This is a genomic window from Oceanicaulis alexandrii DSM 11625 (genome assembly GCF_000420265.1).
Classification (GTDB): domain Bacteria; phylum Pseudomonadota; class Alphaproteobacteria; order Caulobacterales; family Maricaulaceae; genus Oceanicaulis; species Oceanicaulis alexandrii.
Map to the genome: position 1 here is coordinate 1955266 of NZ_ATUP01000001.1, position 24402 is coordinate 1979667.

The 24402-nt window shown below is 63.6% G+C and carries 25 protein-coding genes; 21 read left to right on the forward strand and 4 right to left on the reverse strand.

The window, feature by feature from the left end:
* Positions 1-28: 28 nt before the first annotated feature.
* Positions 29-211 (forward strand): hypothetical protein, encoded by a 183-nt coding sequence (locus tag G405_RS16980; protein ID WP_156861454.1) that lies wholly within the window; start codon positions 29-31, stop codon positions 209-211.
* A 9-nt stretch (positions 212-220) separates the two neighbouring features.
* Here G405_RS16980 and G405_RS0109360 read toward each other — a convergent pair whose 3' ends face one another.
* On the reverse strand, positions 221-1021 hold the full coding sequence (locus tag G405_RS0109360; RefSeq protein ID WP_022701254.1) for a DUF1295 domain-containing protein: 801 nt from the start codon (positions 1019-1021) through the stop codon (positions 221-223).
* A 168-nt stretch (positions 1022-1189) separates the two neighbouring features.
* Between G405_RS0109360 and G405_RS0109365 the strand changes: the two genes are divergently transcribed.
* The 18 genes from G405_RS0109365 (at position 1190) to G405_RS0109450 (ending at position 20492) form a co-directional block, all read left to right on the forward strand.
* Positions 1190-1522: an ArsR/SmtB family transcription factor gene (locus tag G405_RS0109365; protein WP_022701255.1), complete on the forward strand. Its 333-nt coding sequence runs from the start codon at positions 1190-1192 to the stop codon at positions 1520-1522.
* Complete coding sequence (locus G405_RS0109370; RefSeq protein ID WP_022701256.1) at positions 1519-2406, forward strand: MBL fold metallo-hydrolase; 888 nt, start codon at positions 1519-1521, stop codon at positions 2404-2406. Before G405_RS0109365 ends, G405_RS0109370 begins: the two co-directional genes overlap by 4 nt.
* A 10-nt stretch (positions 2407-2416) precedes the next feature.
* Positions 2417-2848 carry a TIGR01244 family sulfur transferase gene (locus G405_RS15590; protein ID WP_022701257.1) on the forward strand — a complete coding sequence of 144 codons (432 nt, stop codon included), beginning with the start codon at positions 2417-2419 and terminating at the stop codon, positions 2846-2848.
* A 314-nt stretch (positions 2849-3162) separates the two neighbouring features.
* Positions 3163-5937, forward strand: coding sequence for a hypothetical protein (locus tag G405_RS0109380; RefSeq protein ID WP_028284700.1), 2775 nt, complete (start codon positions 3163-3165; stop codon positions 5935-5937).
* An 86-nt stretch (positions 5938-6023) separates the two neighbouring features.
* Positions 6024-8624, forward strand: a complete 2601-nt coding sequence (locus G405_RS0109385) for a TonB-dependent receptor domain-containing protein (protein ID WP_022701259.1) — start codon at positions 6024-6026, stop codon at positions 8622-8624.
* 203 nt (positions 8625-8827) lie between these two features.
* Positions 8828-9676 (forward strand): type II secretion system protein N, encoded by an 849-nt coding sequence (locus G405_RS0109390; protein WP_022701260.1) that lies wholly within the window; start codon positions 8828-8830, stop codon positions 9674-9676.
* Positions 9677-9715: 39 nt separating this feature from the next.
* Positions 9716-11695, forward strand: coding sequence for a type II secretion system secretin GspD (gene gspD, locus G405_RS15595; protein WP_040705505.1), 1980 nt, complete (start codon positions 9716-9718; stop codon positions 11693-11695).
* Between the two features lie 3 nt (positions 11696-11698).
* Entirely contained in the window at positions 11699-13183 is a 1485-nt protein-coding gene (gene gspE / locus G405_RS0109400; RefSeq protein WP_022701262.1) for a type II secretion system ATPase GspE, read from the forward strand.
* Entirely contained in the window at positions 13170-14390 is a 1221-nt protein-coding gene (locus G405_RS0109405) for a type II secretion system F family protein (RefSeq protein ID WP_028284701.1), read from the forward strand. The genes gspE and G405_RS0109405 overlap by 14 nt, the downstream gene beginning before the upstream one ends.
* Before the next feature lie 26 nt (positions 14391-14416).
* Positions 14417-14878, forward strand: coding sequence for a type II secretion system major pseudopilin GspG (gene gspG, locus G405_RS0109410; RefSeq protein WP_022701264.1), 462 nt, complete (start codon positions 14417-14419; stop codon positions 14876-14878).
* Positions 14878-15423, forward strand: a complete 546-nt coding sequence (locus G405_RS0109415; protein WP_022701265.1) for a GspH/FimT family pseudopilin — start codon at positions 14878-14880, stop codon at positions 15421-15423. Before gspG ends, G405_RS0109415 begins: the two co-directional genes overlap by 1 nt.
* Positions 15420-15788, forward strand: a complete 369-nt coding sequence (gene gspI / locus G405_RS0109420) for a type II secretion system minor pseudopilin GspI (protein WP_022701266.1) — start codon at positions 15420-15422, stop codon at positions 15786-15788. Before G405_RS0109415 ends, gspI begins: the two co-directional genes overlap by 4 nt.
* Entirely contained in the window at positions 15785-16450 is a 666-nt protein-coding gene (gene gspJ, locus G405_RS15600; protein ID WP_022701267.1) for a type II secretion system minor pseudopilin GspJ, read from the forward strand. The genes gspI and gspJ overlap by 4 nt, the downstream gene beginning before the upstream one ends.
* Positions 16447-17466, forward strand: coding sequence for a type II secretion system minor pseudopilin GspK (gspK, locus tag G405_RS0109430; RefSeq protein ID WP_022701268.1), 1020 nt, complete (start codon positions 16447-16449; stop codon positions 17464-17466). Before gspJ ends, gspK begins: the two co-directional genes overlap by 4 nt.
* Positions 17466-18746: a type II secretion system protein GspL gene (gspL, locus tag G405_RS0109435; protein WP_022701269.1), complete on the forward strand. Its 1281-nt coding sequence runs from the start codon at positions 17466-17468 to the stop codon at positions 18744-18746. The genes gspK and gspL overlap by 1 nt, the downstream gene beginning before the upstream one ends.
* Positions 18743-19249: a type II secretion system protein GspM gene (gspM, locus tag G405_RS16560; RefSeq protein ID WP_022701270.1), complete on the forward strand. Its 507-nt coding sequence runs from the start codon at positions 18743-18745 to the stop codon at positions 19247-19249. The genes gspL and gspM overlap by 4 nt, the downstream gene beginning before the upstream one ends.
* Positions 19249-19989 carry a type II secretion system protein N gene (gene gspN, locus G405_RS0109445; protein ID WP_022701271.1) on the forward strand — a complete coding sequence of 247 codons (741 nt, stop codon included), beginning with the start codon at positions 19249-19251 and terminating at the stop codon, positions 19987-19989. The genes gspM and gspN overlap by 1 nt, the downstream gene beginning before the upstream one ends.
* Positions 19990-19991: 2 nt before the next feature.
* A complete protein-coding gene (locus G405_RS0109450; RefSeq protein ID WP_022701272.1) occupies positions 19992-20492 on the forward strand; it encodes a hypothetical protein in 501 nt (166 codons plus the stop codon).
* On the opposite strand, the gene G405_RS15610 is transcribed toward G405_RS0109450, so the two are convergent.
* Positions 20489-20977: a prepilin peptidase gene (locus tag G405_RS15610; protein ID WP_022701273.1), complete on the reverse strand. Its 489-nt coding sequence runs from the start codon at positions 20975-20977 to the stop codon at positions 20489-20491. The two genes, G405_RS0109450 and G405_RS15610, sit on opposite strands and share 4 nt — an antisense overlap.
* 48 nt (positions 20978-21025) lie before the next feature.
* Entirely contained in the window at positions 21026-22174 is a 1149-nt protein-coding gene (locus G405_RS16565) for a questin oxidase family protein (RefSeq protein ID WP_022701274.1), read from the reverse strand.
* Positions 22175-22268: 94 nt separating this feature from the next.
* Between G405_RS16565 and soxR the strand changes: the two genes are divergently transcribed.
* Positions 22269-22715, forward strand: coding sequence for a redox-sensitive transcriptional activator SoxR (soxR, locus tag G405_RS0109465; RefSeq protein ID WP_022701275.1), 447 nt, complete (start codon positions 22269-22271; stop codon positions 22713-22715).
* Positions 22716-22751: 36 nt separating this feature from the next.
* Here soxR and G405_RS0109470 read toward each other — a convergent pair whose 3' ends face one another.
* Entirely contained in the window at positions 22752-23018 is a 267-nt protein-coding gene (locus G405_RS0109470; protein ID WP_022701276.1) for a hypothetical protein, read from the reverse strand.
* 211 nt (positions 23019-23229) lie between these two features.
* Here G405_RS0109470 and G405_RS0109475 point away from each other — a divergent pair, with 211 nt between their 5' ends.
* Entirely contained in the window at positions 23230-24402 is a 1173-nt protein-coding gene (locus G405_RS0109475; RefSeq protein WP_022701277.1) for a CaiB/BaiF CoA transferase family protein, read from the forward strand.

The following is a 24402-nucleotide window of genomic DNA, read 5'->3' on the forward strand; positions in this document are numbered from 1 at the left end:
TTCCCCTGTTAACGCCGGGGAGGGCGATATGCGGCTACTGGTAGTGATGGCGAGCGTCGGTCTGTTGAGTCTCGCACTCAGCGGCACTGCGGTTTACGCGTTCTGTTCTGATATGTCGCAAGGCCGGGCGGAAGACGCTGTGCGCTTTGTGGAGCGCTTTCTTGAAAGCGCGCCTGACGGCTTCAACATTCCGCCCACGCGCCGGACCTGATCGTACCTATCATGAGTGTGACTTGGGCGGACGCGGCACAAACGCCGATGTCCGCGCCTTGTAGCGCGCATAGTCTGGGCGTCTGTCCTCAATGCCCGCTTCCTGAAGCGTCACGCCGGACAGTTTGAGCAAGGTGAAGGTCACGAAGACCGGACCAGGCAGGGCAAGCGCGCCCCAGCCGGTTTCGGCCGCGATCAGCCACAGCCCCCACCAGACGCAGGCCTCGCCGAAATAATTGGGATGCCGGCTCCAGGCCCACAAGCCTGTGTCGAGAACCTGGCCCTGCCTGGCCGGGTCATGTTTGAACCGGCTGAGCTGGGCGTCCGCGAGGCTTTCATACGCAATTCCGAACACGGCCAAAGCCGCTCCGGCATAGCCCAGAACGCCCAGCGTCGCTTCACCTGCGAACGCTTGCCCGAGCTGTACGGGCAGGCTGGTCAGCCATAACAGGACGGCTTGAGGCAGAAAAACGAACAGCGCCGTGGTGCGCCCATAGCTCCAACCGCGCTTCTCGCGGACATTGCTGAGCAATTTCATATAGCGCCGATCCGCCCCCTCCTGCCGCCAACGCAGCAGCAAATGAACGCCGAGCCTCATCCCCCACACAGCGGTGAGCCCGGCGATCAGCATGTGTCGCCATGTCGCGCCATCAGTCAGCAGAAAGGTGAGCCCGGCGACCAGAACAATCGAAAACGCCCAGAACGCATCGATGAAGCTGGGGTCGCGATTGAGCTGGGCGATCACCCAAAGTGCTGAAAATAATAATAAAACGGCCCCAAGATTAAGGGCGAGCAGGCTGATGACGCTCATCAAGTCAGCGGTCTCCGGTTAGCGGGAACAAAGGCGCAGCACGCACAGGACGCCTGTCAGGACCATAGGATCAGAAAGATTGACTGTGAGGAAGACTTGTCACTGGGGGCCAGGATTTCAATTATCAAAACACGAAAGTTCAAATTGAGCAGACAAGGGTCCCGAGCCATGGGCGCCGAACTCGACCTGATGGAGCTGCGCGATCGCGCGGACGAAGTCGCCAGCCTGATGAAAATTCTCGCCCATCCGGGGCGGCTGCTGGTGGCGTGCGAGCTGATGGAAGGCGAGTGCTCGGTGTCTGAGATCGAGTCGCGCACCGGCGTGCGTCAGCCTAATCTGTCGAGAGACCTGGCGCGCATGCGTGATGCCGGTCTTGTCACGCCGCGTCGGGACGCCAAGCACGTCTATTACAGCCTGGCCGATGTGCGTATCCACAAGCTGGTGTCGGCCTTGTGCCAGGCCTTCGGTCCCCAAATGTCCAAAGGAGGCGCCGTGTTATGACAACCGATAACGCTTCATCTCAGAACCCTGTGGTCAAAGCCTTTTTTGACCGCGACACATTCACTGTCAGCTATGTGGTCTCCGATCCTGCGACGTCGAAAGCGGCGATTATTGATTCCGTGCTTGATTACGATCCGAAGTCGGGACGCACCGCCCATAAGAGCGCGGACGCCCTGATCGCTTATGTGAGAGAGCAGGGGCTGGATGTGGATTGGGTGCTGGAAACCCATGTTCACGCCGATCATTTGTCTGCGGCGCCGTATCTGAAAGCCCAGCTGGGCGGACAATTGGCGATCGGGGCCCATATCCGCGCCGTCCAGTCCGTGTTCGGTGATGTGTTCAACGCCGAGGACGAGTTCCGGCGCGACGGCTCCCAGTTTGACCATTTGTTCGCGGACGATGAGCGCTTTTATATCGGCGAACTTGAAGCGCGCGCCATGCATACGCCGGGGCACACCCCGGCCTGCATGACTTACGTCATCGGGGATGCGGCGTTTGTCGGCGACACGCTGTTCATGCCCGATTTCGGCACGGCGCGCTGTGACTTTCCCGGCGGGGATGCGCGCACGCTCTATCGCTCCATCCAGAAGATCTTCGCCCTGCCTGACGAGACCCGCCTGTTCATGTGCCATGACTACAAGGCGCCAGGACGCGATGACTTCGCCTGGGAGAGCACTGTGGCCGAGGAGCGCGCTTCCAATATTCATGTGGGCGGCGGCGTGGACGAGGACAGTTTTGTCGCCATGCGCGAACGGCGCGACGCCACGCTGGACATGCCCAATCTGATCCTGCCCAGCGTGCAGGTGAACATGCGTGCGGGAGAATTGCCGCCCGCCGAGGATAATGGCGTGCATTACCTCAAGATTCCGTTCGACGCCCTGTAGGAGTGAGCTGATGGTCTGTGTCCCGGTGACGTCTGATTTCTTCATTTCCGGACAGATCATGCCTGACCAGGTTCAGGCCTTTGCTGATCAGGGCTTCACCGCGTTGATCAACAATCGGCCTGATGGTGAGGAGCCTGGGCAGCCGTCTTCGGCGATGATCGAGGCTGCGGCCACATCGGCCGGGCTGGATTACCTGCATGCCCCCATGCAGGGCGCGCAGATCAGCGAAACTGACATCGCCCGCATTCATGCGGTGACGCAGCAGGCGTCCGGCAAGGTGCTGGGCTTCTGCCGGTCGGGCGCGCGGTCCATGCTGGGGTGGGCGTTGTCTCAGTCGCAAGATCGTCCGGCGGATGAGATTCTCACGCTGGCGCGCGACGCGGGACATGATCTGTCGCCGTTTCGTGAGGTGTTCGAGGCGCGCCACGGACCTGCCGTCTGAGGCGCATGTCGTCACAGGTGAAAAACCTGTGCGTCATCCAAACTTCATAAAACCCTTAATGATGTGTGCACAGGCGCCACACCTGCGCCAAGGTCAGTCAACGCTGGCGAATCCGGCGACGCCCGCAGTGCTGATGACGCCTGCGGTGCGTCATCAAGGCTCGCGTATATGGCGTGTCACGGCTTCGTCACGCAATTGAGAACCCTGCGTAACAATCTTGCTGTCTTTTCACCTCCCGAGCGACCGCCTGAGCCGACGAGCCAGTGCGGCGTGTTTTGAGTGTTGCGCCACATAAAGTCCCTCGGGGGGTTCTGATGAAAGTTCAAATGTCCAAGCTGAAACTGCTGCTTGCAGGTGCGTCCTTTGCTGTGATCGCTGCGTGTTCGCAAGGGTCCGATATCGCTTCTCCTGGCCCGTCAGCCCCCGGCACGCCTCCGGGTGGCGGCGGTGGCGGCGGTGGTGGCGGCGGCGGCACGGTTTCGTGCCCGTCCGGCTTCACCCAAGCCGGTTCTGTGGGCGATTTCACCGCCTGTGAAGTCAGCGGCCAGATCCTGTCGAACCTCACCCTTGAAGCTGTTGACGGCGTCGCTTACCGCCTCAATGGCCGCATCGATGTCGGCGCCGACATCGGCGCTGACGGCAACAAGGCGGGCGGCCAGTCTGCACGCCTGACGATCGAGCCGGGCGCTGTTGTTTATGGCGCATCGGGCGCTGACTACATCGTTGTGAACCGCGGCTCGCAGATCGAAGCTTTGGGCACCGCCTCTGCGCCGGTGATCATGACGAGCCAGGCTGACATCGAGCGCCGCGCTGCTGACGCTTCCGACCTGGGTGGTTCCAACACCGCTGAATGGGGTGGTCTGGTGCTGCTGGGCCAAGCGCCGATCAATCGCTGCCTGAGCGCCGCCGCGGCTCCGGGCTCTGTCGCGTGCGAAAACATCGTGGAAGGCGTGACCAATCCGGACGCCATTTACGGTGGCGACGACGCCAACGACAATTCGGGCATTCTGCGTTACCTGCAGGTTCGCTTCGCTGGCTTCGCCATCAACACTGCGGGCAACGAGCTGAACGGCATCACCTTCGCCGGCATCGGCGCAGGCACCGAAGTCAACCACGTTCAGGTTCACAACAACGAAGATGACGGCGTCGAGTTCTTCGGCGGCAACGTCAACGTCAGCAACCTGGTCCTGACGGGCAACAAAGACGACTCCATCGACACCGATAACGGCTATCAGGGCAACATCCAGTTCGCGATCGTTGTCCAGAACGACAATATCGGCGACAACATCGTTGAAGCTTCCAGCGTCGCTCCGGGCGCCCTGCCGGCGTCTGACGCGACCATCTCCAACTTCACCTTCGTTGGTAACCGTTCGAACGCGTTCCGCCTGAACACCGGCACCGTCGGCACCTATGTCAACGGCGTGGTGGATTACGGCCAGGAATGCTTCCGCTGGCAGGACAGCGCGGGCGACGGCAACACCAGCTTCAACGCAGCAACCGATCCGAGCTTCCGCTCTGTGGTGTTTGATTGCGACGGCGGCCTGGCCTCTTCCAACTCCGTCGCTGGCGTTCCGGCAGCAGCCGTCGCTGCGGACCCGAACAATGTGGTCGGCGCCAACTCGCTGGCTTCCCGCCTGTTCCCGGGCCCGGTCGAGCAGGGCGTCACCGCGGTCGATCCGACCACGCTGGGCTCTTTCTTCGAAGCGGCCAGCTATGCCGGCGCTTTCAGCCCGTCTGAAACCGAGACGTCCAACTGGGCGGCCGGCTGGACCTTCGGTCTGTTCCCGGAAGCGGCTTGCCCGACCGGCACCGCCGATACGGGTCTTGAGCTGAATGGTGAAACCATCTGCCGCGTCTCCGGCGTTCTCACCGACGACCTGCGCCTGACGCGCGGCAATGTCTACGAGATCTCCGGTCGTGTGGATGTCGGCATTGACGCCGGCCCCGACGGTACGGCTCCGAACGCTGATCCGGCTGTGCTGACCATCGAATCGGGCGTGACCCTGTTCGGCGATAGCGGCGCTGACTACATCGTGGTCAATCGCGGCTCTCAGATCTTCGCCAACGGCACCCGCGAAAACCCGGTCATCTTCACCTCTGAAAACGATCTCACCGGCAACCAGGTTGATCCCGACACCGCGACCGCGGAATGGGGTGGTCTGGTGCTGCTCGGCCAGGCGCCGATCAACCGTTGCTCGACCGGTTCGGTCGCAGGCGGTGACTGCCAGAACATCGTGGAAGGCGTGACCAACCCGGATGCGATCTACGGCGGCAATGACGCTGACGACAATTCCGGCGCGCTGCGCTTCATGCAGCTCAAATATGCCGGCTTCGCCATCAACACCGCGGGCAACGAACTGAACGGCATCACCTTCGCCGGCATCGGTCGCGGCACCACGGTCGAATACGTCCAGGTTCACAATAACGAGGATGACGGCGTCGAGTTCTTCGGCGGCAACGTCAACGTCCGCAACCTGGTTCTGACCGGCAACAAAGACGACTCCATCGACACCGACAACGGCTATCAGGGCAACATCCAGTTCGCGATCGTCGTCCAGAACGATCAGCTGGGTGACAACATCGTGGAAGCCTCCAGCGCGGGTAACGGCGTCACGCCATTGTCGAACGCCACGCTGTCGAACTTCACCTTCATCGGTAACCGTTCGAACGCTTTCCGCCTGAACACCGGCACCGTCGGACGCTATGTGAACGGTGTGGTCGATTACGGTCAGGAATGCTTCCGCTGGCAGGACAGCGCAGGCGACGGCGTCGCCGGCTACGACATCAACAACGATCCGCGCTTTGACTCGGTTCTGTTTGATTGTGACGCCGGTCTGGCCCGCTCGGGTTCTGACACCGCCGCTGCACAAGGCGCTGTGGATCAGGGTTCGAACAACACCACCGCCATCGCAGCAACCCTGTCTGGCACGTTCGTCAACGGGACCGCAGAGAATGCGCGTCCGGTGTTCGACCCGACCACGCTGGATGCCTGGTTCGAGCCGGTCACCTATATCGGCGCCGTCGAGAACAGCTCCGACCGCTGGTGGGCTGGCTGGTCCTGTGGCCTGGAAGCGTCCTCTCCCTGCTAAGCGCAATTGAGCGCGGGCCGTCGACGTCATGCGTCGGCGGCCCCGCCTTCTGCAGCCTGCTGGTGACGACCTGACAAAAGGTTCTGATGATGAATACGATGAAACTCATGCGTGGAGCGCTGCTCGCCTCGAGCGTTCTCCTCGCCCCGTCCGCCGCCTTCGCGCAGCAGACAAATGACGAGGCTGCGTCCGCCTCCAACCAAGTCGAAGACGTGGTGGTCGTGCGCTACCAGTACGTCCCCGAACCCCAGCGTCGCACTGCACAGGTTGCGAGCTTCCTGTCAGCTGAAGACCTGGCCCGTACGGGCGATTCAGACGCCGCCGCCGCTCTGGCGCGTGTCAGTGGTCTCAGCATTGTCGGCGGCCGTTTCGCCTATGTGCGCGGCCTTGGGGATCGCTACTCCTCGTCCTTGCTGAACGGATCGGTGCTTCCCAGCCCCGAACCGCTCCGCCGCACCGTGCCGCTGGATCTCATCCCGTCCGACTTGCTGGACGGCATCGAAGTCCAGAAAACCTATTCGGCCAACCTGCCGGCCGAGTTCGGCGGCGGTCTGATCAATATGAGCACCGTGCGTCGCCCTGATGAGGACTTTTTCAGCCTCAAGGCCGGCGTTTCCTATAACAGCGAAGCCACGTTCCAGGATGGTCTGATCCATTCGGGCGCCGACCAGGACTGGACGGGCTATGATGACGGCCTGCGCAGCATGCCGTCTCCTCTGGCGGATCTGATCGCCACGCGGACGCCGCTCAACAGCCAGAGCGATGCTTACATCGAAAACGCGGGTGAAAGCCTGACCAACTCGCCGGTCAACGTCATCCAGAACACCGAATATCTGCCGACGGGCTCGTTCAGCTTCGAGGCCGGCGCCTCGCGCATGCTGGGCCAGCTTGAGGTTGGTGTTGTGGCGACCGCTGGCTATGACAGCGACTGGTCTTACCGCGAAGCCAGCCGTCAGCGCGTGCTGGGCGGCATCATCGGTAATGACCAGACGGCTGCAGAAGGCCGTTTTGAAGCCGCTACGAATGCTCTGGTCGCTTTGTCTGCGGGTCTGGACAACCACGAAGTCCAGGGTCTCGTCTTTTATTCGCACGACACTGACAAGCGTTCTGAAATCACCACCGGCACCGACTTCAACGCGCCGGGCGCCACGGGTGAGATCCATGACGAGCAGACCGGCTGGTATGAGCGCGAGCTCACCATGTACCAGCTCAATGGCGAGCATGTGTTTGGCGATCTCGAGCTGAGCTGGCGCGGCGCCTATGCGGAATCCACCCGCGACGCGCCCTACGAGCGCACGCTGCGTCGTCTGATCGACCCGGTGACGGGTCAGCCGAGCTATCTCGTGGCCAACAGCTATGACATCCGCTTCAGCGATCTGACCGATGAAGCCACCAGCTTCGGCGGCGACGCGGTCTATAATACCGCTGTGATGGGCTGGAACACGGTTCTGTCAGCGGGCTTTGACACGGCAAGCACCGAACGCGAGTACAATCTGTACGCCTTCCGTTTCGTGGGCGGCAACTCGCTGCCGGACGATGTGCGTGTCGCGCGCCCGGACTTCCTGTTCTCGCCGGACAACATCGCGCCAACGCGGTTCATCTTGCAAGAACTGTCCACCACCAACGACTCCTATACCGGCGAGCTGGACGTGGATGCGTATTACGCCCAGGCTGATGTGGAGTTCACCGACTTCATCCGCGCCACCTTCGGCGTGCGTCGTGAAGAAGCGACCCAGTCGGTTCAGACCTTTGATCGCTTCGGCAATCTGGGCGCGGGTACGGTCGATCTTGAAAACGACTACACCCTGCCGGCCTTCACCGGCACCTGGACCTTTGCTGAGAACCTTCAGCTGCGGGTCGGATATTCGGAAACCATCGCACGCCCGCAGTTCCGTGAACTGGCGCGTTCGAGCTATTTCGATCCTGAATCCGGCCGCGCCTATCGCGGTAACTCGGGTCTCGTGGATACCGAGTTCAAGAACTATGACGCGCGTCTGGAATACTATCTGGGCCGCGACCAGTTCATCACCGGCGCAGTGTTCTACAAAGAGCTGACCAATCCGATTGAAGAAGTGCAGTTCTCGACCTCGACCTTCGTGTTCGAAACCACCTTCATCAACTCGCCCAAGGCTATCGTTCAGGGTCTCGAGCTGGAATATCGCACCCAGTTCAACATTCCTGGCGACATCTTCTTCCTCTCGGATCGGGATTGGCGCTTCGGCATCAACTACACTTACACCGACTCAGAAGTTGAAGCGGGCGCCAGCGATCTGATCTTTGATCCGATCAGCCAGAGCCTGCAGCCGGCTGCGACCTATAACCTTGACGGTTCGGTGCTGCAGGGCACGCCTGAGAACATCATCAACGTTCAGCTGGGCTGGGCGAGTGATCAGGACGAGTTCAACCTGCTGCTCAACTGGGTGGATGACCGCGTTCTGCAACGGGGTCTCAGCCAGCCAGGCGCCGAGCTTCCCGACGTGATGGAAGATCCGGGCGTGATCCTGGACGCCACCTACCGCCGGGATCTTGATTACATCTATGACGGCCTGTCGTTGAGCATCAATGCGCGCAACCTGCTCGATGAAGATCATATCGAGTATCAGGTCAGCGAAGGCATTGGTGAGACCCAGTTCAACACCTACGCCCGCGGGCGCTCCGTGTCTGTCAGCCTGACAGCGCGGTTCTAGGGAAAGACCTGACGGGGCGGCCTTGCGCCGCCCCGTCATGACATTGACGACCCAACACGGATGCAAGCGGGCGGACCCTTAAGGTCTGCGCGCTTGTCTCTGCTTTCAGAGCGTGCCGCAGAGCGGGACGCGAAATCACGGGTTCGCGCCGATCCGGCGTCCGTGTACGATGCAACACCCGCCGCAGAGGCCTGACCGCACAGATGCTTACCGCGCACGCCAGCCAGACCGCAGCCAACAGACCCGAGGCGATCTCGGGGCTGACCGTGCTGCGTCACGGGGTGGAGGCTGCGCTGGTCCTTGTGATTGCGGTGATTGTCTCGCAGGCGGTCTGGTTTGGAATTTACGGCTCTGACGCTTTGCGCGCGGATATCAGCCCGGCGGGCAGCGCAGCCCGAACAGCAGAGTCTACGCCGCAAACAATCGGCGATCTCAGCGGCGTGTTCGCCCCGGTCGCGCAGAGCGCGGCGCCGGTGGCTCCGGAAAGCCGGCTCGGCTTCACCTTGCGCGGCGTGCGCGTCGGCGCCACGCCGGGCGACGGATCCGCTATCATCGATATTCCCGGCGAGGGTCAACTGCGGGTGGCCGCAGGCGAAACCCTCAGTGCGAACATCGTGCTGGAGGAAGTTCACGCCGACCGGGTGGTGATCAATCGCCGCGGCGTCCTTGAAAGCCTGTTTCTCACCGATGCAGGCCGCCGCCGCGCCCAGTCCGGCGCAGCGCAGCCGGCCGCTGCGGCGCCCGTTGAGTCCGACGGCGCAACTGTGCAGATGAGCGAACGGCAAATGGCGCGTGGCTGGTTGTCGGGGCTAAGCCTGGAGCCGGTTTATGAGAACGGCGCTGTGCGTGGTTTGCGGGTGGACGGCGACGCCGCTCAGCTGGCGAATCTGGGGCTTGAACCGGGTGATGTGGTGCTGAGCTTGAACGCGGCGCCGCTCACCAGCGAAGCGGCGGCCGTGCGCGCTTTTGCGCTTTTGGAATCCGCTGACATGGCTGTGGCGCGCATCTGGCGCGACGGCGAAGACATCACTGTGGAAACGTCGCTGCGTTAGCGGCGCTCTAGGGGAAAGCCAAGCATTATGCAGGCGATCATGACATCTCTTTCCAGCATCGCGACCGCGATGGCTCTGGCCCTCGCAACCTTGACGCCAGCCTATGGCCAATCGTCAGGCCAGACCCTGAATTTCCGCGAAGCCGAGATCGGCGCGGTGATCGACGATATGGCCCTGATGACTGGCTATACATTCGTCGTTGACCCTGAAGTGCGCGGCCGGGTGTCTATCGTCTCGCAGACGCCGTTGACCGCTGATGAAGCTTTTCAGGTCTTTCTCTCCACCCTGCGTGTGAACGGCTACGCCGCTTTGCCGACCGCGCCGGGCGTCTATCAGATCATCCCCGAAACCGAAGGCGTGCGCATGGGCGCGCCCCTTGCGGCTTCTGGCTCTGATTCTGTGATCCTGAGTTCCGTGCACCGCTTGCAGAACGCCGCGGCGCTGGACGCGGTGCGCGCGATCGAGCCGATGCTTAGCCAGTATGGCGCCGCCAATTCCATCGCATCGGGCAATCTGGTGGTGATCGTCGACTTCGCCTCCAATGTGCGCGCCATCGAGGCGGCGCTGCGCGAGGCGGATCGTGACACCTCCACGGTCGAGATGCTGACGCTGGACAATATCCCCGCTGAAGAGATGGCGGACATAATCGGGCGTTTGCAGGTGCGCTCTCAAGGCTCTGAGAGCGATACGCCCGGCAATGTGACTTTGGCGGCGGTGCCGTCCTCGAACGCGCTTTTGCTGCGCGGCGAGCCGGCGGCGGTGGGCCAGATGGTCTCGCTGGTGCGCCGCATTGATGCGGTCAGCGCCTCCAACCAGACCTTCCGTGTCGTGGCGCTGAACCATGCTCGGGGTGATGACCTGCTGCCCATTCTCGAGCAGTTCACCGAATCCATGAACGCGTCTGACACGGGCGGGCGTCCCGTCTCCATCGCGCACCATCCCGCGACCAACGCCATCATCATGAACGCCGATCCGGACGTGCTGCGCGACCTTGAACAGGTGATCCGCCGCCTGGACGTGCGCCGCCCTCAGGTGCAGGTGGAAGCGATCGTCGTCGAGATTTCAGACCAGACCGCGCGCGATCTGGGCGTCCAGTTCCTGCTGGCGGGCGATGGCGATGACGCCACGCCCTTCGCCTACACTCGCTATGGCTCGACCCGGCAGCCGGACCTTCTGGCGCTGACAGGCGCGCTTTTGACCGGCGGGCTGACGTCTGACGGCGCTGACGCGACCAGCAGCACGGATGTGAACTTGCGCAATCTGGCGCTGTCCTCGCTGGTGAACGCCCGCGGCGGCGCGTTCGGATTTGGCGGCGAGCTGAATGACGGCTCGCTGTTTGGCGTCATCGTCAATGCGCTCGATACGGATTCAGATTCCAACGTCCTCTCAAAGCCCCAGCTGATGGTGCTCGATAACGAGGAAGCTAATCTGATGGTGGGCCAGGAAATCCCGATCACGACCGGTGAGACGCTGGGCTCTAACAATTCCAATCCCTTCCGTCAGATCGAACGCGAAAGCGTCGGCGTGCAGCTCTATGTCCGCCCCCAGATCAATGACGGCAACGCCATCCGGCTGCAGATCCGCCAGGAGGTCTCCTCTGTGGCCGGACCGGTCAGCGCCGATTTCGTCGAGCTGATCACCAATCAGCGCAAGATCGAGACGACCGTGCTGGCCGATGATGGTGAAATCATCGTGCTGGGCGGTCTGATCGAGACCGATGAACAGGAAGCGGAAAGCGGCGTGCCGGGGCTGAGCCGCATTCCGGGCGCCGGGCGTCTGTTCCGCAATGACAGCCGCTCCACCACGCGCCGCAATCTCATGGTGTTCATCCGTCCGACCATAGTGCGGGACGCGGCCAGCATGCGCGACGTCACCCGGACGAGCTATGATTATGCGGTCGGCCAGCAGCGTGACGCCACGGGCGGCGCGTCGAGCCTTGAATCTATCGTCGACATGATGATGGGCGGCGGCGATCCTTTCGCCCGTCCGCTGCCGGACGCGGATGCGGGGCAGGAGTAAGTCTTGAAGCCTCTGAACTACGGGTTTGCGCGCGAGCGCGGCGTGGCGCTCCAGACCGGGGACGTCCCGGTCTTCCTGCTGCGCGAGGATTTTGATCCCCTCGCGCTTCTGGAGGCGCGTCGGGCGGCGGGCGCCGCGCTTGAGATGCGCACCCTGGACGCGCGCGCCTTTGATCGCGCCCTGTCAGAGATTTACGCCTTTGACGGTCTCGCTCACTCCATGTCCGATACGGCCGAGGATGCGGCGGGCGAGAGCCTGTCTGACATCATCAACGACATCCCCAAGACCGCGGATCTGCTCGACAGCGCCTCGGATGCGCCGATCATTCGTCTGATCAACGGGCTGATCGCCGAGGCCGTGCGCTCGGGGGCTTCGGACGTGCATGTGGAGCCGTTTGAGGACCGGGTGTCGGTGCGGCTGCGCGTCGATGGCGTCTTGCGCGAGATGGTGTCGCTGAGCGGGCGGCTCGCCCCGCCGCTGACCAGCCGCATCAAGGTGATGGCGCGTCTCGACATCGCTGAAAAACGCGTGCCCCAGGATGGCCGCCTGACGCTGACGCTGGCGGGCAAGGGCGTGGATGTGCGCGTGTCGACCCTGCCGTCTCGCTATGGCGAACGGGTGGTGTTGCGCCTTCTGGACAAGGACAGCGCGCGCTTCACCCTCGATCAGCTGGGTATGTCCCCGGCCCAGCTCAGCGATTTCCAGACCGTGCTGGCCCAGCCCAATGGCGTGGTGCTAGTGACCGGTCCCACAGGCGCGGGCAAGACGACCACGCTTTATGCCGGGCTCAATCTTCTCAATGACCAGACCCGCAATATCCTCACCGTGGAAGACCCGGTGGAGTATGCTGTTGAGGGCGTGGGACAGACCCAGGTCAACACCAAGGTCGGGATGACGTTTGCGGCCGGGTTGCGGGCGATCCTGCGTCAGGACCCCGATGTGGTGATGGTGGGCGAGATCCGCGATGTGGAGACCGCCGAGATCGCTGTGCAGGCTTCCCTCACGGGGCACCTCGTTCTGTCGACCGTGCACACCAATTCCGCCGCCGCCGCGGTGACGCGCCTTCGCGATATGGGCGTTGAGAGTTATTTGCTGGCCACCACAATCAAGGCTGTAGTGGCCCAACGCCTGGTGCGCCGGCTGTGCCCGTCCTGCAAAGAGGCCTATGAACCGGATGCGGGCGAGCGCCGCATGATGGAACTTGGCGAGGACGAACGCGCGATCCTCTATCGGCCCAAAGGCTGCGATGCCTGTGGCGGCTCTGGCTTTTCCGGGCGTCGGGGCGTGTACGAGCTTCTGGTGGTGGATGACGCCATCGCCTCGATGATCCACGAGGATGCGCGCGAGAACGAAATTGCGCGCCACGCCTTTAAGACCCGCCATACGCTGTGGCGGTCCGGCGTTGAACTGGCCAGGGCTGGCGAAACCAGCCTGGCCGAAGTGATGCGGGTGTGCCGCGAGGATGGCGAGCGCGATGGCGGCGTTTGAATACGAAGCCCTGGACGCGGCCGGCAAGCGCACCAAAGGGCTGTTGTCTGCGGACTCCGAGGCCGCCGCGCGCAAGGAGCTGCGCCGCCGGCGGCTGGCGCCTCTGTCCGTGGCGCGCGCCAGCGAGCGCTCTGAGAGCGGCGTCTTAAAAGCGCTGGTCAAGCCCAAAGGCTTGTCTGAAGAGGATCTGACCGGCGTCACGCGCCAGCTCGCCACCCTGATCGACGCCGGCATGCCGATTGAAGAAGCGGTCGGACTGATTGGCGGTCAGGCTGACAAGGCCCCGGTGGAACGCGTTCTGATGGGGGTGCGCGAGAAGGTCACGGAAGGCGAACGCCTGTCAGAGGCCATGGCCGCCTATCCCGACAGCTTCCCCGGCGTGTATCGCGCCATGGTCGCGGCCGGTGAAGGCGCGGGCGGTCTGGGCCGCGTGCTCGACCGGCTGGCGGAGTATCTGGAAAAGGCAGGCGCGTTGAAGCGCCGGGTCGGCGCGGCGCTGATCTATCCCGGCGTTCTGGGGGCCGTGGCGCTGCTGGTGGTCTGCGTGCTGCTGGTGGCCATCGTGCCCAAGATCGCCGAGCAGTTTGACACCATGAACATGACCCTGCCGTTGCTGACGCGGGTCATGATCACGCTGTCCAATGGCTTGCAGGCGAGCTGGCCGGTCCTGTTGCTGCTGCTCCTGGGCGCCGGGCTGGCTTATGCCGTAGCGATTCGTCGCGATCCTGTGAAGCGCGCGGTGCAGAGCACGCAGCTGGGCATGCCGGGGTTGGGCGGGTTCGCCCGCAAGGTCGAGGCGGCGCGGTTTGCGCGCACCATGGCGATCCTGATCAATGCTGGCGCGGTGCTACCCGAGGCTTTGCGCGCGTCGCGCCGGGCGTCTGACAACCTGCCCTTTCAGGATATGATGAGCAGCGTGATCGACAAGGTGGAGACGGGCAAAGGGCTGGCGGATGCGCTTCGTCAGGCGCGCTGGTTCCCGCCGCTCATGGTCTACATGGTCGCCGCCGGGGAACGCTCGGGCCGGCTGGCGGAGATGTTTGAGCGCGCCGCCGAACATATGGAAGCGGATGTGGACGGCGCCATCACGGTGGGTTTGAGCCTTCTGGAGCCGGGGATCATCATCGCCATGGCCGTGGTGGTGGTCGGGATCGTGCTGTCGATCCTGCTGCCGATCCTGCAACTGAACACCGCTGCGCTGGGATAGCGCAGCCAGCAAGGAGACACAGAGACATGCTGCTCACGAAGAATGACGCGCGCCGTCTCGAGGATGACGAAGCCGGGCTGAGCTTGGTTGAAGTCATGGTGGTGGTGGTGATCATCGGGCTTCTGGCCACTATCATCACCATGAATGTGCTGCCCATGCTGGGCCAGGCGAACTCCTCGACCGCCACGACTCAGATCAGCCAGCTCGAACAGGCGCTGGAGACCTATCGTCTGCGCATGGGGCGCTATCCCGGCACGGATGAAGGGCTGGAGGCGCTGGTGACCCCGCCGTCTGACGCACGTCTGGCGACCCGGTTTCCCGAAGGCGGCTTCATCAACAATCTGCCGACTGACCCCTGGGGCAATGAATTCCTCTACCTCTATCCCGGCGAGCATGGCCGGTTTGACGTCTGGACCTATGGCGCAGACGGTCGTGAAGGCGGCGAGGGCGAGGACGCTGATATCGGCAACTGGACTGAAGAGGCGTAGTGATCCGGACTGCCCCCCGATCCTGTCAGGCGGGCGTCTCGCTGGTGGAGACGCTGGCGGCGCTGGCGATCATCGCGCTGGTGACGGGCGTAGCCGTGGTGATGCTGCGCCCTGAAGACGCGCCTGAACAGATTGAGGGCGAGGCGCTGGTGCGTGCGCTGAATGAGGCGCGTCAGGATGCGCTGGTGACGGGGCGGCATGTGGGCTTTGCGGCGCGCCAGGACGGGCGCGGGTATCAGTTCTTCCAGTTTGAGGACGGCTTCTGGCGCGTGCGCACAGACCATCCGGCCTTTGACGCGCATCGCTTTGAAGACCCTGATCTGGTGCTGAGCGTTCAGTCCGGCGCGATCGCAAGGCGGGGCGAGTCCGGTCTGTCCACCGGCGCTCCGGACGTTCCCGCGCCTGAGGTCTGGTTTGATCCGACGGGCTTTGACCACCCCTTCGCTTATGAATTGCGCAGCGCGCAGGGGGGGCGCCGCATTGCGCGTGACGGGCAGGGCCATCTGAGCCTTGTTGACCCTGAAACGCCGGGGACGGCGTCATGACCGGGCGTCTGCAAGCGGGGTTCTCTCTGATTGAAATGCTGGCGGCGCTGACGATTCTGGCGCTGGCGGGCGTGGCGTTGATGAACGCGCTGACCACGTCCACGCGATCGGCCACACTGGCGCGGGAGATGACGCTGGCGCAGATCGCTGCGCAGAATCTGCTCAGTGAGCAGATCCTCGACACGGATCCCGGCCAGATGCGCGAACGGACGGGCGAATATGCGCTGGGCGGGCTGAACTTCTCCTGGAGGCTGGAGATTGAAGCGACCGGCCAGCCTGATCTTGTGCGCTTGCGTCTGGTGGTCTCCGATCCGGAGACCGAGGCGGTCTATCAAGCGCTTGAAACCCTGCGGAGGACGTCATGAGCGGGCGGCGTGAAGCGGGGTTCTCACTGGTCGAAGTGCTAGCCGCAGTGATGGTTTTTGCGTTGATCAGTTCGATCAGCGTCGGCCTTCTGACCACGTCTTTGCGTGCGAAGGAGACGTCTGAAGCCGTACTGTCCGATCTGGCGGCGGTGCAGCGCATTCATGCCCTGATGGCCGAGGATGTTGGCCAGATGGTGATGCGCACGGCGCGCGATGAAGACGGCCTGACCGATCCGCGCCTGTTCGCGCTGGATGTCCAAGGCGCCGATCCGCTAGCGCCCGCGCGCGAGGGCGAGGCGCGAGAAATTCTGGTGCTGACGCGCACGGGCTGGGCCAATCCGGGCGGCGTTCAGCCGCGCTCGGGATTGCAGCGCGTGGCCTGGATCTATGACGGCGAGCAACTCTGGCGCGAAGCGGGCGCCTATCCCGATCAGGCGCGCGGAACGGCGCCGGTGCGCCAGCTGATCGCGTCCGGCGTTTCCGATTTACGCCTGTCGGCGCTGATGGGCGGGGTATGGACCGACATCGTCCAGGTTCGGCCTGTCCCGAACAGCGAAGGGGGAAGTCAGGGGCCGCGCGCGCTGCGTGTTTTCTATACGCAGGCCGAGCTCGGTCCGATGGAGCATGTGGTGCTGTCGCCCACAGCGGAGCGAGGCGCATGAGCACGCAGCAGACAAACCGAAGCTCAGAGCGCGGCACGGCTCTGGTCGCTGCGTTATTACTGGTCGCGCTGATGGCGGCGGTCGCGGTGCAGCTGATGGATGTGACGCGCTTTGCGGCCTTCAGGACCGCCCAGATCGATCAGCGCGCCCAGGCCCTGTGGACGGCGCGCGGCGCACGGGAGTTGGCCGAAGCGGCCTTCCTGAACGCGGGTGAGCCCGGCCGCGCCGTCATGCGCGCTGACGAGGCTTGGCTGGCGGGGCCTGTGGTGTTCCCGCTCGAGAACGGTCAGGTGGTCGGGCAGGTGTCTGATCACAATAACTGTCTGAACATCAACGCTCTGGTGCGGCCTGAAGTCTCGGGCGAAGACCGGCTCGGAACAGAGGCGGCGCAGCTGGAAGTCGAGCGTTTGCGTCAGGGCTTTTTGCGTCTGTCCGCTGAAATCGGCGTTCGGCCGGGCGAGGCGGAAAGCGTGCTCGCGCAGATCATAGACTGGATGGATCTGGATGGATCCGCCGAGCCGGGCGGCGCGGAAGATCGCGCCTACGCCGCGTTCACGCCGCCGTATCGGGCCGCCAATCAGCGCTTTGTCGAGCTGGAGGAATTGCGCGCCCTGCCGGTGATGACGCCAGAGCTATATGCGCGTTATCAGCCTTTTTTGTGCGTTCTTCCCATTGCTGAGCAGCCGCCGCTGAACATCAACACCGTAGCGCTTGACCGGGCCATGCTGCTGGCGGTGCTGCTGGATGAAGACCTGACTCCGGGCGACGCCGAGACAGTGCTGTTCCGTCGTCCGCCCGCCGGGTATGAGAGCCTGGAGGAAGTCTGGGCTGACCCCCTGATCGCCGCGCTTGAGCTGAGCGATGAGGCGAAGATGCGGCTGGGCTTGCGCAGCCGCTGGTTCGAGATGGAGGTGAGCGTGCGTCTCACCGATACGCAATTTCAACTTGAGCAGCTGGCCGAGCTGCGCGACAGCAATGATCTGCGCCGCCGCAACCAGCGCTTTGGAGCGTTTTGATGACTGACGTGCTGATCCTTCAGCCGCCCCGCGCCAGTGCGGAACAGACCGGACTTGGCTGGAGCGTGGTCCGCTTGGGGGCGGTGATCGCTGAAGGCGTTCTGTCGCCAGGCGACATGCTGGAGCCGCCCCAGACGGTGCAGATCGACCATGCCGTCGTGTTGCTGCCGGCTGAAGATGTATTCGTGCGTCGCTTGCCCGTGCCGGGCCAGTCTGAACGCGATGCGCGCCGGGCGGCGCCGTTCCTGATTGAAGATCATCTCGCGCAGTCTCTTGAAGACGTGCAAGTCGCCTTGGGGCCTGTCGGCGCTGATGGTGCGCGCTGGCTGACGGCGGTGGACCGCACGCGGCTCAAGGCATGGCGTGAGATGCTTGCGGGGGTTTTGGTCAAGCCGGTTTACGCGCTAAGCGACGCCCTGGCGCTTGAGGGTCAAGACGCGGATCTGGCGGTCATGAGCTATGGCGACCGTATCGTTTTCAAGACGCGGACAGGCGATCTGGCCGAGGCCGGGAGCGCGCCGGCGCGTGATCTCGATGCGGCGCTGTCTGATCCGGTTTGCGGCGCCATTGAGCCGCATCTTCTGACTCCGGTCCTGTCCGGCGTCGGACACCGTCTTGCTCCACGTCGTATTCTGATCAGCCCGGATCTGGACCTCTCGGCGCTGGCGCAGGGCGAGGCGGCCGTCTCCGCCACGCGCATCGCGGCGCCGGATCTGCGCCTTGAGGCGGCCGCTCTGACCGTCTCGCACCTGGAAAGCCTGCCGCGCGTTCTGGGCGACGAGTTCGCCACGAGCCTGGATTGGGCGGGGCTGCTCAAACCCTGGCGCTGGGCGGCGGGGCTGGCGCTGACCGCCTTGATCAGCGCGACCGCATTGATGGCGGTGCAGGCGGCCTATCTGGAGGACCGCGCCGAACGTTATGACGCGGCGCAGGCTGAGGCGTTTCGCACGCTGTTTCCGGATGCGCGCATCGTCAATGTGCCGGCCCAGATGCGTCAGGCGCTCAATACCGTACGCGGCGGCGCAGAGGGCGGGGCTGGTTTTCTGCCGCTGGCGTCCGCTCTGGCCGAGATTGTTCGCGAAGTGGACGATGTGCGGGTGGACTCGGTGCGCTTTGACGCCAGCCGCGGCGAGTTGTCGGTGAGCGCGCTCTATTCCGGCTTTGGCGATTTCGAGCGATTGCGCCGCGCGGCTGAAGCCCGCGGCGTGGTGCTGGAAGATGGCGGCGCCCGTCAAAGCGCGGCGGGCGTATCGGCTGAATTTACGGTGAGGCTGCCATGAGGGGGCAAGATATTTTGACGCCCGTGCGGCGGGCCTTTCTGGCGCGGACCGTGCGGGAGCAGATCCTGCTGGCGGGGCTGGCGGCCTTGCTGGCTTTGACCCTGATCTGGTTCGGGGTTCTGGGTCCGGTGATCAGCTGGCGTTCTGACGCCTTGCGGGCCTTCTCCCGCTCGGCGGAAGGCTATGAAACCCTGCTGGTGCAGATCGAGGAGTATCGCGCGCTGGCCGCTCAGATCACGGCGCCTGAGGATCAAGAACCCTTGCGCACCCTGGCGGATCGCACCGCGCGCGAGCGCGCATTGGCGATCAGTCGCGTTCAGCCTCTGGAAGACGGCCGTCTGGGCGTCTGGATGGAGCAGGCGGACGCCAATGCCGTGCTGGCCTGGCTGGACGCTTTGGCGCGCGAGCAGGGCGTCGTTGTGGAGCGGATCAGCCTGGATCGCGAGGCCGATGAACGGGTGCGGGCGCAATTGACGCTGCGCCGTGTGAGCGAGGCGAATTGATGCGCGTTTTTCTGGGTGTGCTGTTCGTCATCGCCTTGATCGCCGGGCTGGTGATGTCTGCTCCGGCGCGCCTGGTTTATGACGCGCTTGCCTCCTCCGGCGTGCAAGCGGGACTGGTGCAGGGCACGATCTGGAACGGGCAGGCGCTGCGGGTGCGCCGTGGCGATATTGAGCTTCAGCGTGTGGAGACCACGCTTGATCCCGGCTCGATTATGTCGGGCCGGATGCGTGTGCAGACCGAGATCGTGGATTCGCGCGTTCAGGGTCGGGCTGTCATCGGTGTGACTTCAAATGGGATCGACATCCGGGACGCGCAGGGCGTCGTCGCGCTGTCCGCTTGGCCGGGCCTGGCCGCGATCCCTGCCTTCGATCTGGCTGGCGACGCCGTCGTCCAGCTGGATGGGGTGTCTGTGAGCCTTGACCCTGAGGGGCGATGTCTGTCGGCGGAGGGCGCAATGATGAGCCCGGCGCTCGCCGATCTGGGCGTGCGCTATGATGTGGATCTGCCGATCGTGGACATGACGCTGTCTTGCGCAGGCGAGCATGTGGCGCTCAGTCTGTCAGGATCAGGTCCGACGCTGGATCTGGAGGGCAGGATCGTGCTGGGCGCGCCGCAGCCGTCTTACCGGCTGCGGGCCACGCCGCATGACCCGGCGGCGGGGCCGGTGCTATCACTGTTGGGCTTTCAGCCTGAAGGCGCGGACTGGGTCGCCGAGAGCGGCGCGATGGGAGAGAGTTGAGCATGCGGTGGATTATTGCAGGTTTGAGCGCGCTGGCGTTGAGCGCTTGCGCTGCGACCGGCCTCCAGCCCGGCCCGGCGCCTGCGCCGGCTCAAAGCGCTCCAGAGCGCGTGACCAGTCTGCCGCCGCAATCGTTGCCGGACGGCTCATGCGGCGTCTTCCTGTTTGGCGTGGGGGAGCGTCATCCGTTTGTGGTGTTTGAGGACGAACGCGCGCGACGCGCCCTGATTGTCCATGACGGCGCGGTGCACGAGCTGGAGGTGGCGGCTCAATCGGGCGCCTTCGTGATGGGGCAAAGCTTTTCCCGGGTGTATGCCGGCCCCACCCGCGATCAGACTTTCACGCTGACCGGGGAGGTGGACGAGGAGACCGGGTCGGGGCCCAGATTGACCAATGTCCTGTTGCGGGTGCGCGAGAGCGATGGCTCTGAAACCGTGCGGCCTTTGGGCGGCGTGTATTCGTGCCGCCAAGGCGCGGATCGTCTCGCAGCGTCGCGGCTCTAGAACCCGGCGGGACCAGACAGGCCGCTTTGCTGCAACAGCCAGACAAGAGCGATCCCGAAGGCCAGAAACGGGCCAAAGGCGATCATGCTGTCGGCCGTGACAGGCTTGCGCAGGATCAGCTTCAAAGTGAGCGCGTATACCAGCGCCGCCAGGCTTGAAAACAACAGGACTGCGGGCAAGGCCAACGCGCCGCACCAGGTGCCTGCGGCGGCGAACAATTTGGCGTCGCCCCGGCCCAGCCCGGGCCGTCCGCGCAGGCGCTCATAGCTCTTCTCGATCAGAACCAGCGCGGAATACCCGGCGATGCCTCCCAAAGCATGCAGCCAGACCGGGGCGCCCAGAAGGGCCGCCGCGATCACCCCGCCCGCAATCAGCGGCAAGGTGATCCGGTCGGGCAGAATGAACCGCCGGGCGTCAATCACCGACAGGGTGATCAAGGCGCCCAACAGGATCAAGGTCAGAAGGGGGCTGAGGACAGCGGACATATCGCCTTATCCCCTTCTGACGCGCTTTCGCCAAGTTTCGGCGACAGGTCAACGTGCCTCCGGCTCTGGCAAAACCGCGAACGCCTGGGCGATCACCTCCAGAAACACAGGGTTGTGCGTACGTCTGTACGCGTCCAGCACCGCCTCGGTCAGCTTGATCATGTGATCGTCGCCATGGCGGGCGGCGCGCCGGGCGGGATCGCCGGGCGCCAGGGGCTTGCGCGGGGCTTCGCTTTGTAGAGCGAGTGGCGTGAACGCCGTCTTCAGCGCTGCGCCATGTTCAAAGGCTCTGAACAGGAGTTGCCGGCCTACGGCGTCAGGCACGATCTGTGACAGGGTCCGGGCGGCGGCGGTTCCGGTCACCGCATGGGTGAAGACAATGACGGTGTAGGGCGTGCGCGCCAGCGACAGAAAGAGTTTCGCCATCACCGCCATGAGCGCGTCAAACCGGGCGTTCAGATCGCCGGACAGATCCACAAGGCTCACCTCCTCGGCGAAACCTGGCGCGTGGACCAGTTGGGCGTATCCGGCGGTGATCGCGCCTTCGCCCGGCGCATGCTTATCGCTTAACGGCTGGATCCGGCTCAGAGCCGCCTGAAAATCCAGAACGCCCTGGTTTGGCTGGTCCTTGATGGGCAGCGAGCTATGGCGGCTCGCCCATCCCGCCAGCGCGTTCGCGAGGGCGCGCAAGCGTGCGGGCGTCGCGTCAGATTGCAAGGCGCGGACAGCATGGGCGGTCTGAAGCACGCCATGGGCGGCCGAGCTTGAAAAGCCGAATGTCAGCCGGTTCACCCAGATGGCGGCGACTTCACGCCAGGGCTGGGTCTCAAGGGCGTCCTGAAAATAAGCGCGCCAGTCAGCATAGCGGCCGCGGGCGGCGATCAGCTCGCGCCAATCATCGGGATCGATAGGGCCGGTCCGGGCGTCCACCGGGGTGAAGCTGTCCTGTTCGCGGTCCAGCCAGGCCAGAGCTTCGCGCCCTTGTCCCATGGCGCTCAGGGCCTCCACCACCATGGGCGCGTGATTGTAATAGCCATTGGTCAGAACCGGTGAAAGCGCGTCCAGATGTTCGAGCGCGACGTCATGATGGCGATAATCAGGGCGGGTTTTCAGCGCGCTTCCGGCGGCTTGGGACAGGGCGCGATCCGCATGCCAGTTGCGGACATGCGGTTGAGGGCAATCAAGGGCGGCGGTCATGGGGAACTCCAACACTCAAACTCGTGATGTTGGCAAGCGTAGTTTCTCAAGCTAACTTGAGGTCAAGGTTTTAAAATCAAGGAAAAACAATCTGATGGCGCCGCGTCAAAAACTTCTCACCATTGGAGAGCTGTCTGCGCGGACGGGAGTCGCGGTTTCAGCGATCCGCTATTACGCCGATGGCGGGCTGGTGCACGCCTATCGCACCAATGCCGGTCAGCGCCGGTTCGCGCGCGCCGACATCAGGCGCGTCTCTTTCATCCTGATTGCGCAGCAATTGGGCCTGAGTCTCGAGGAGATACGCAGCACGCTCGATCAACTGCCCGAAGGCCGGACCCCGAACAAGGCGGACTGGGCGCGTATCTCGACGGGCATCAAGGCGCGCGTGGACGCGCGCATGGCGGAGCTGGAGCGGATCAGGTCCCGGCTTGACGGCTGTATCGGCTGTGGCTGCCTGTCGCTGGAAACCTGCCAGCTCTACAATCCCGGAGACAAAATGGGCAAACAGGGCAGCGGCCCCAGACGCTTGCTGGCGGACTGACCCTGCATCGAACAGAGCCAGTCGCGCCATGCGGGATTAAAGTGGGTAATCGCGTTCTGGATCCACGCCAGCCGTTTCGAGAAATTTGCGCATCTGCCGGACTTCATCCTTGGGCAGGGCGTGAGAGGCGTGATGGAAATTGGCGGTATGACCGCCCAGAGAGACAGCGAACTTGGCGCCGGACCGCTCACTGATCTCGGCCCCCAGCTCCACCAGAACATGCTCCACATCGGCGGGCGCAAGGTTGGCGGGTTCAGGATGAGCGAACAGGGCGTGCAGGGTTTTGCGGTGCTTGTGATTCATTTCAATGTCTCTTTCAGAGGATGTTTTCCTACCTTGTCAGGCTCTGTGTGATGGGGGAATGCGACCCTCTGTCTCGTTTGCGGCCTGCAGCAAGAGACTGAAAACAAGATCGTATTGAGACTGTTCACGCTAAAGTCGTAGATGCGCTTGGACACTTTCTGTCTTTCCGTTAACATTTTCGGGAAATGGAAAGTGAGACTGTGGGTTCCCCATGCATCAGCCTCTGAGCGGTCTTCGAATTCTCACCCTCGAACAGTACGGCGCGGGGCCATATGGCACGCAATTGTTGGCCTCACTGGGGGCTGACGTGATCAAGATCGAGAACCCGTCGGTCGGCGGCGACAGCGCGCGCCTCGCGGGGCCTTATTTTCTTGGCGATCATGACAGCGAGTTTTTCCAGACCTTCAACCGCGGAAAGCGCTCCATGTCGCTGGATCTCAAGGATCGCGGCGATCGCAGGATCTTTGACCGGCTGGTGATGAGCGCGGACGCTTGCGCCAACAATCTGCGCGGTGACCAGGCCTCAGAACTGAAAGTGGATTACCCCCATCTCAGCGCGGTGAAGCCGGACATCGTCTGCGCACATCTGTCCGCTTATGGCCGGCAGGGCGAGCGCAAGCATTGGCCAGGATATGACTATCTGATGCAGGCTGAAGCGGGCTTGATGGCGATGACCGGAGAGCCGGACACGCCGCCCACGCGTTTTGGCATGTCGATGATTGATTATATGGGCGGCACGATGATGGCGCTGGGACTGGTGTCGGCGGTGCTGGGCGCCAAACGCACGGGCCGGGGCTGTGATGTGGATGTGTCGCTGTTTGATGCGGCCCTGCATCAGCTCTCCTATTCAGCGACCTGGTTCCTTAACGAGGGCAAATGCGCCGAGCGCCTTGAACGCTCGGCCCATCCTTCGGTGGCGCCCAGCCAGCTGTTCCGGACCGCGGATGGCTGGCTCTTCGTGATGTGCCAGTTGCCGAAATTCTGGGGCGCGTTCTGCAAGGCGGTGGGGCGGCCGGATCTTCTGGACAATCCGCACTATGCCGACATGGCGGCGCGCCGGGCGAACAGGGCGAAGCTGCAGGATGAGCTGGATGCGTTTTTGTCCACGCGCTCTACAGCGGAATGGATGACGGTGCTGGGGGGCGTGACGCCAGTGGCGCCGGTCAATTCAATGGCGTGTGCGCTCGCCTCGCCCCAGGCGCGGCACATGATCGAGACGGTGCCTCATCCAGACAAGCCCGACGGGCTGAAAATGGTGCGCGATCCATTCCGCATCAACGGCGCGCCGACGCCGACGCGCCGCGCGCCGAAGCTGGGCGAGGATACGCGCGCCATTCTCGATGAAATGCTGTCTGAATCCCATGAAGACCGGGCGGCGGAATAG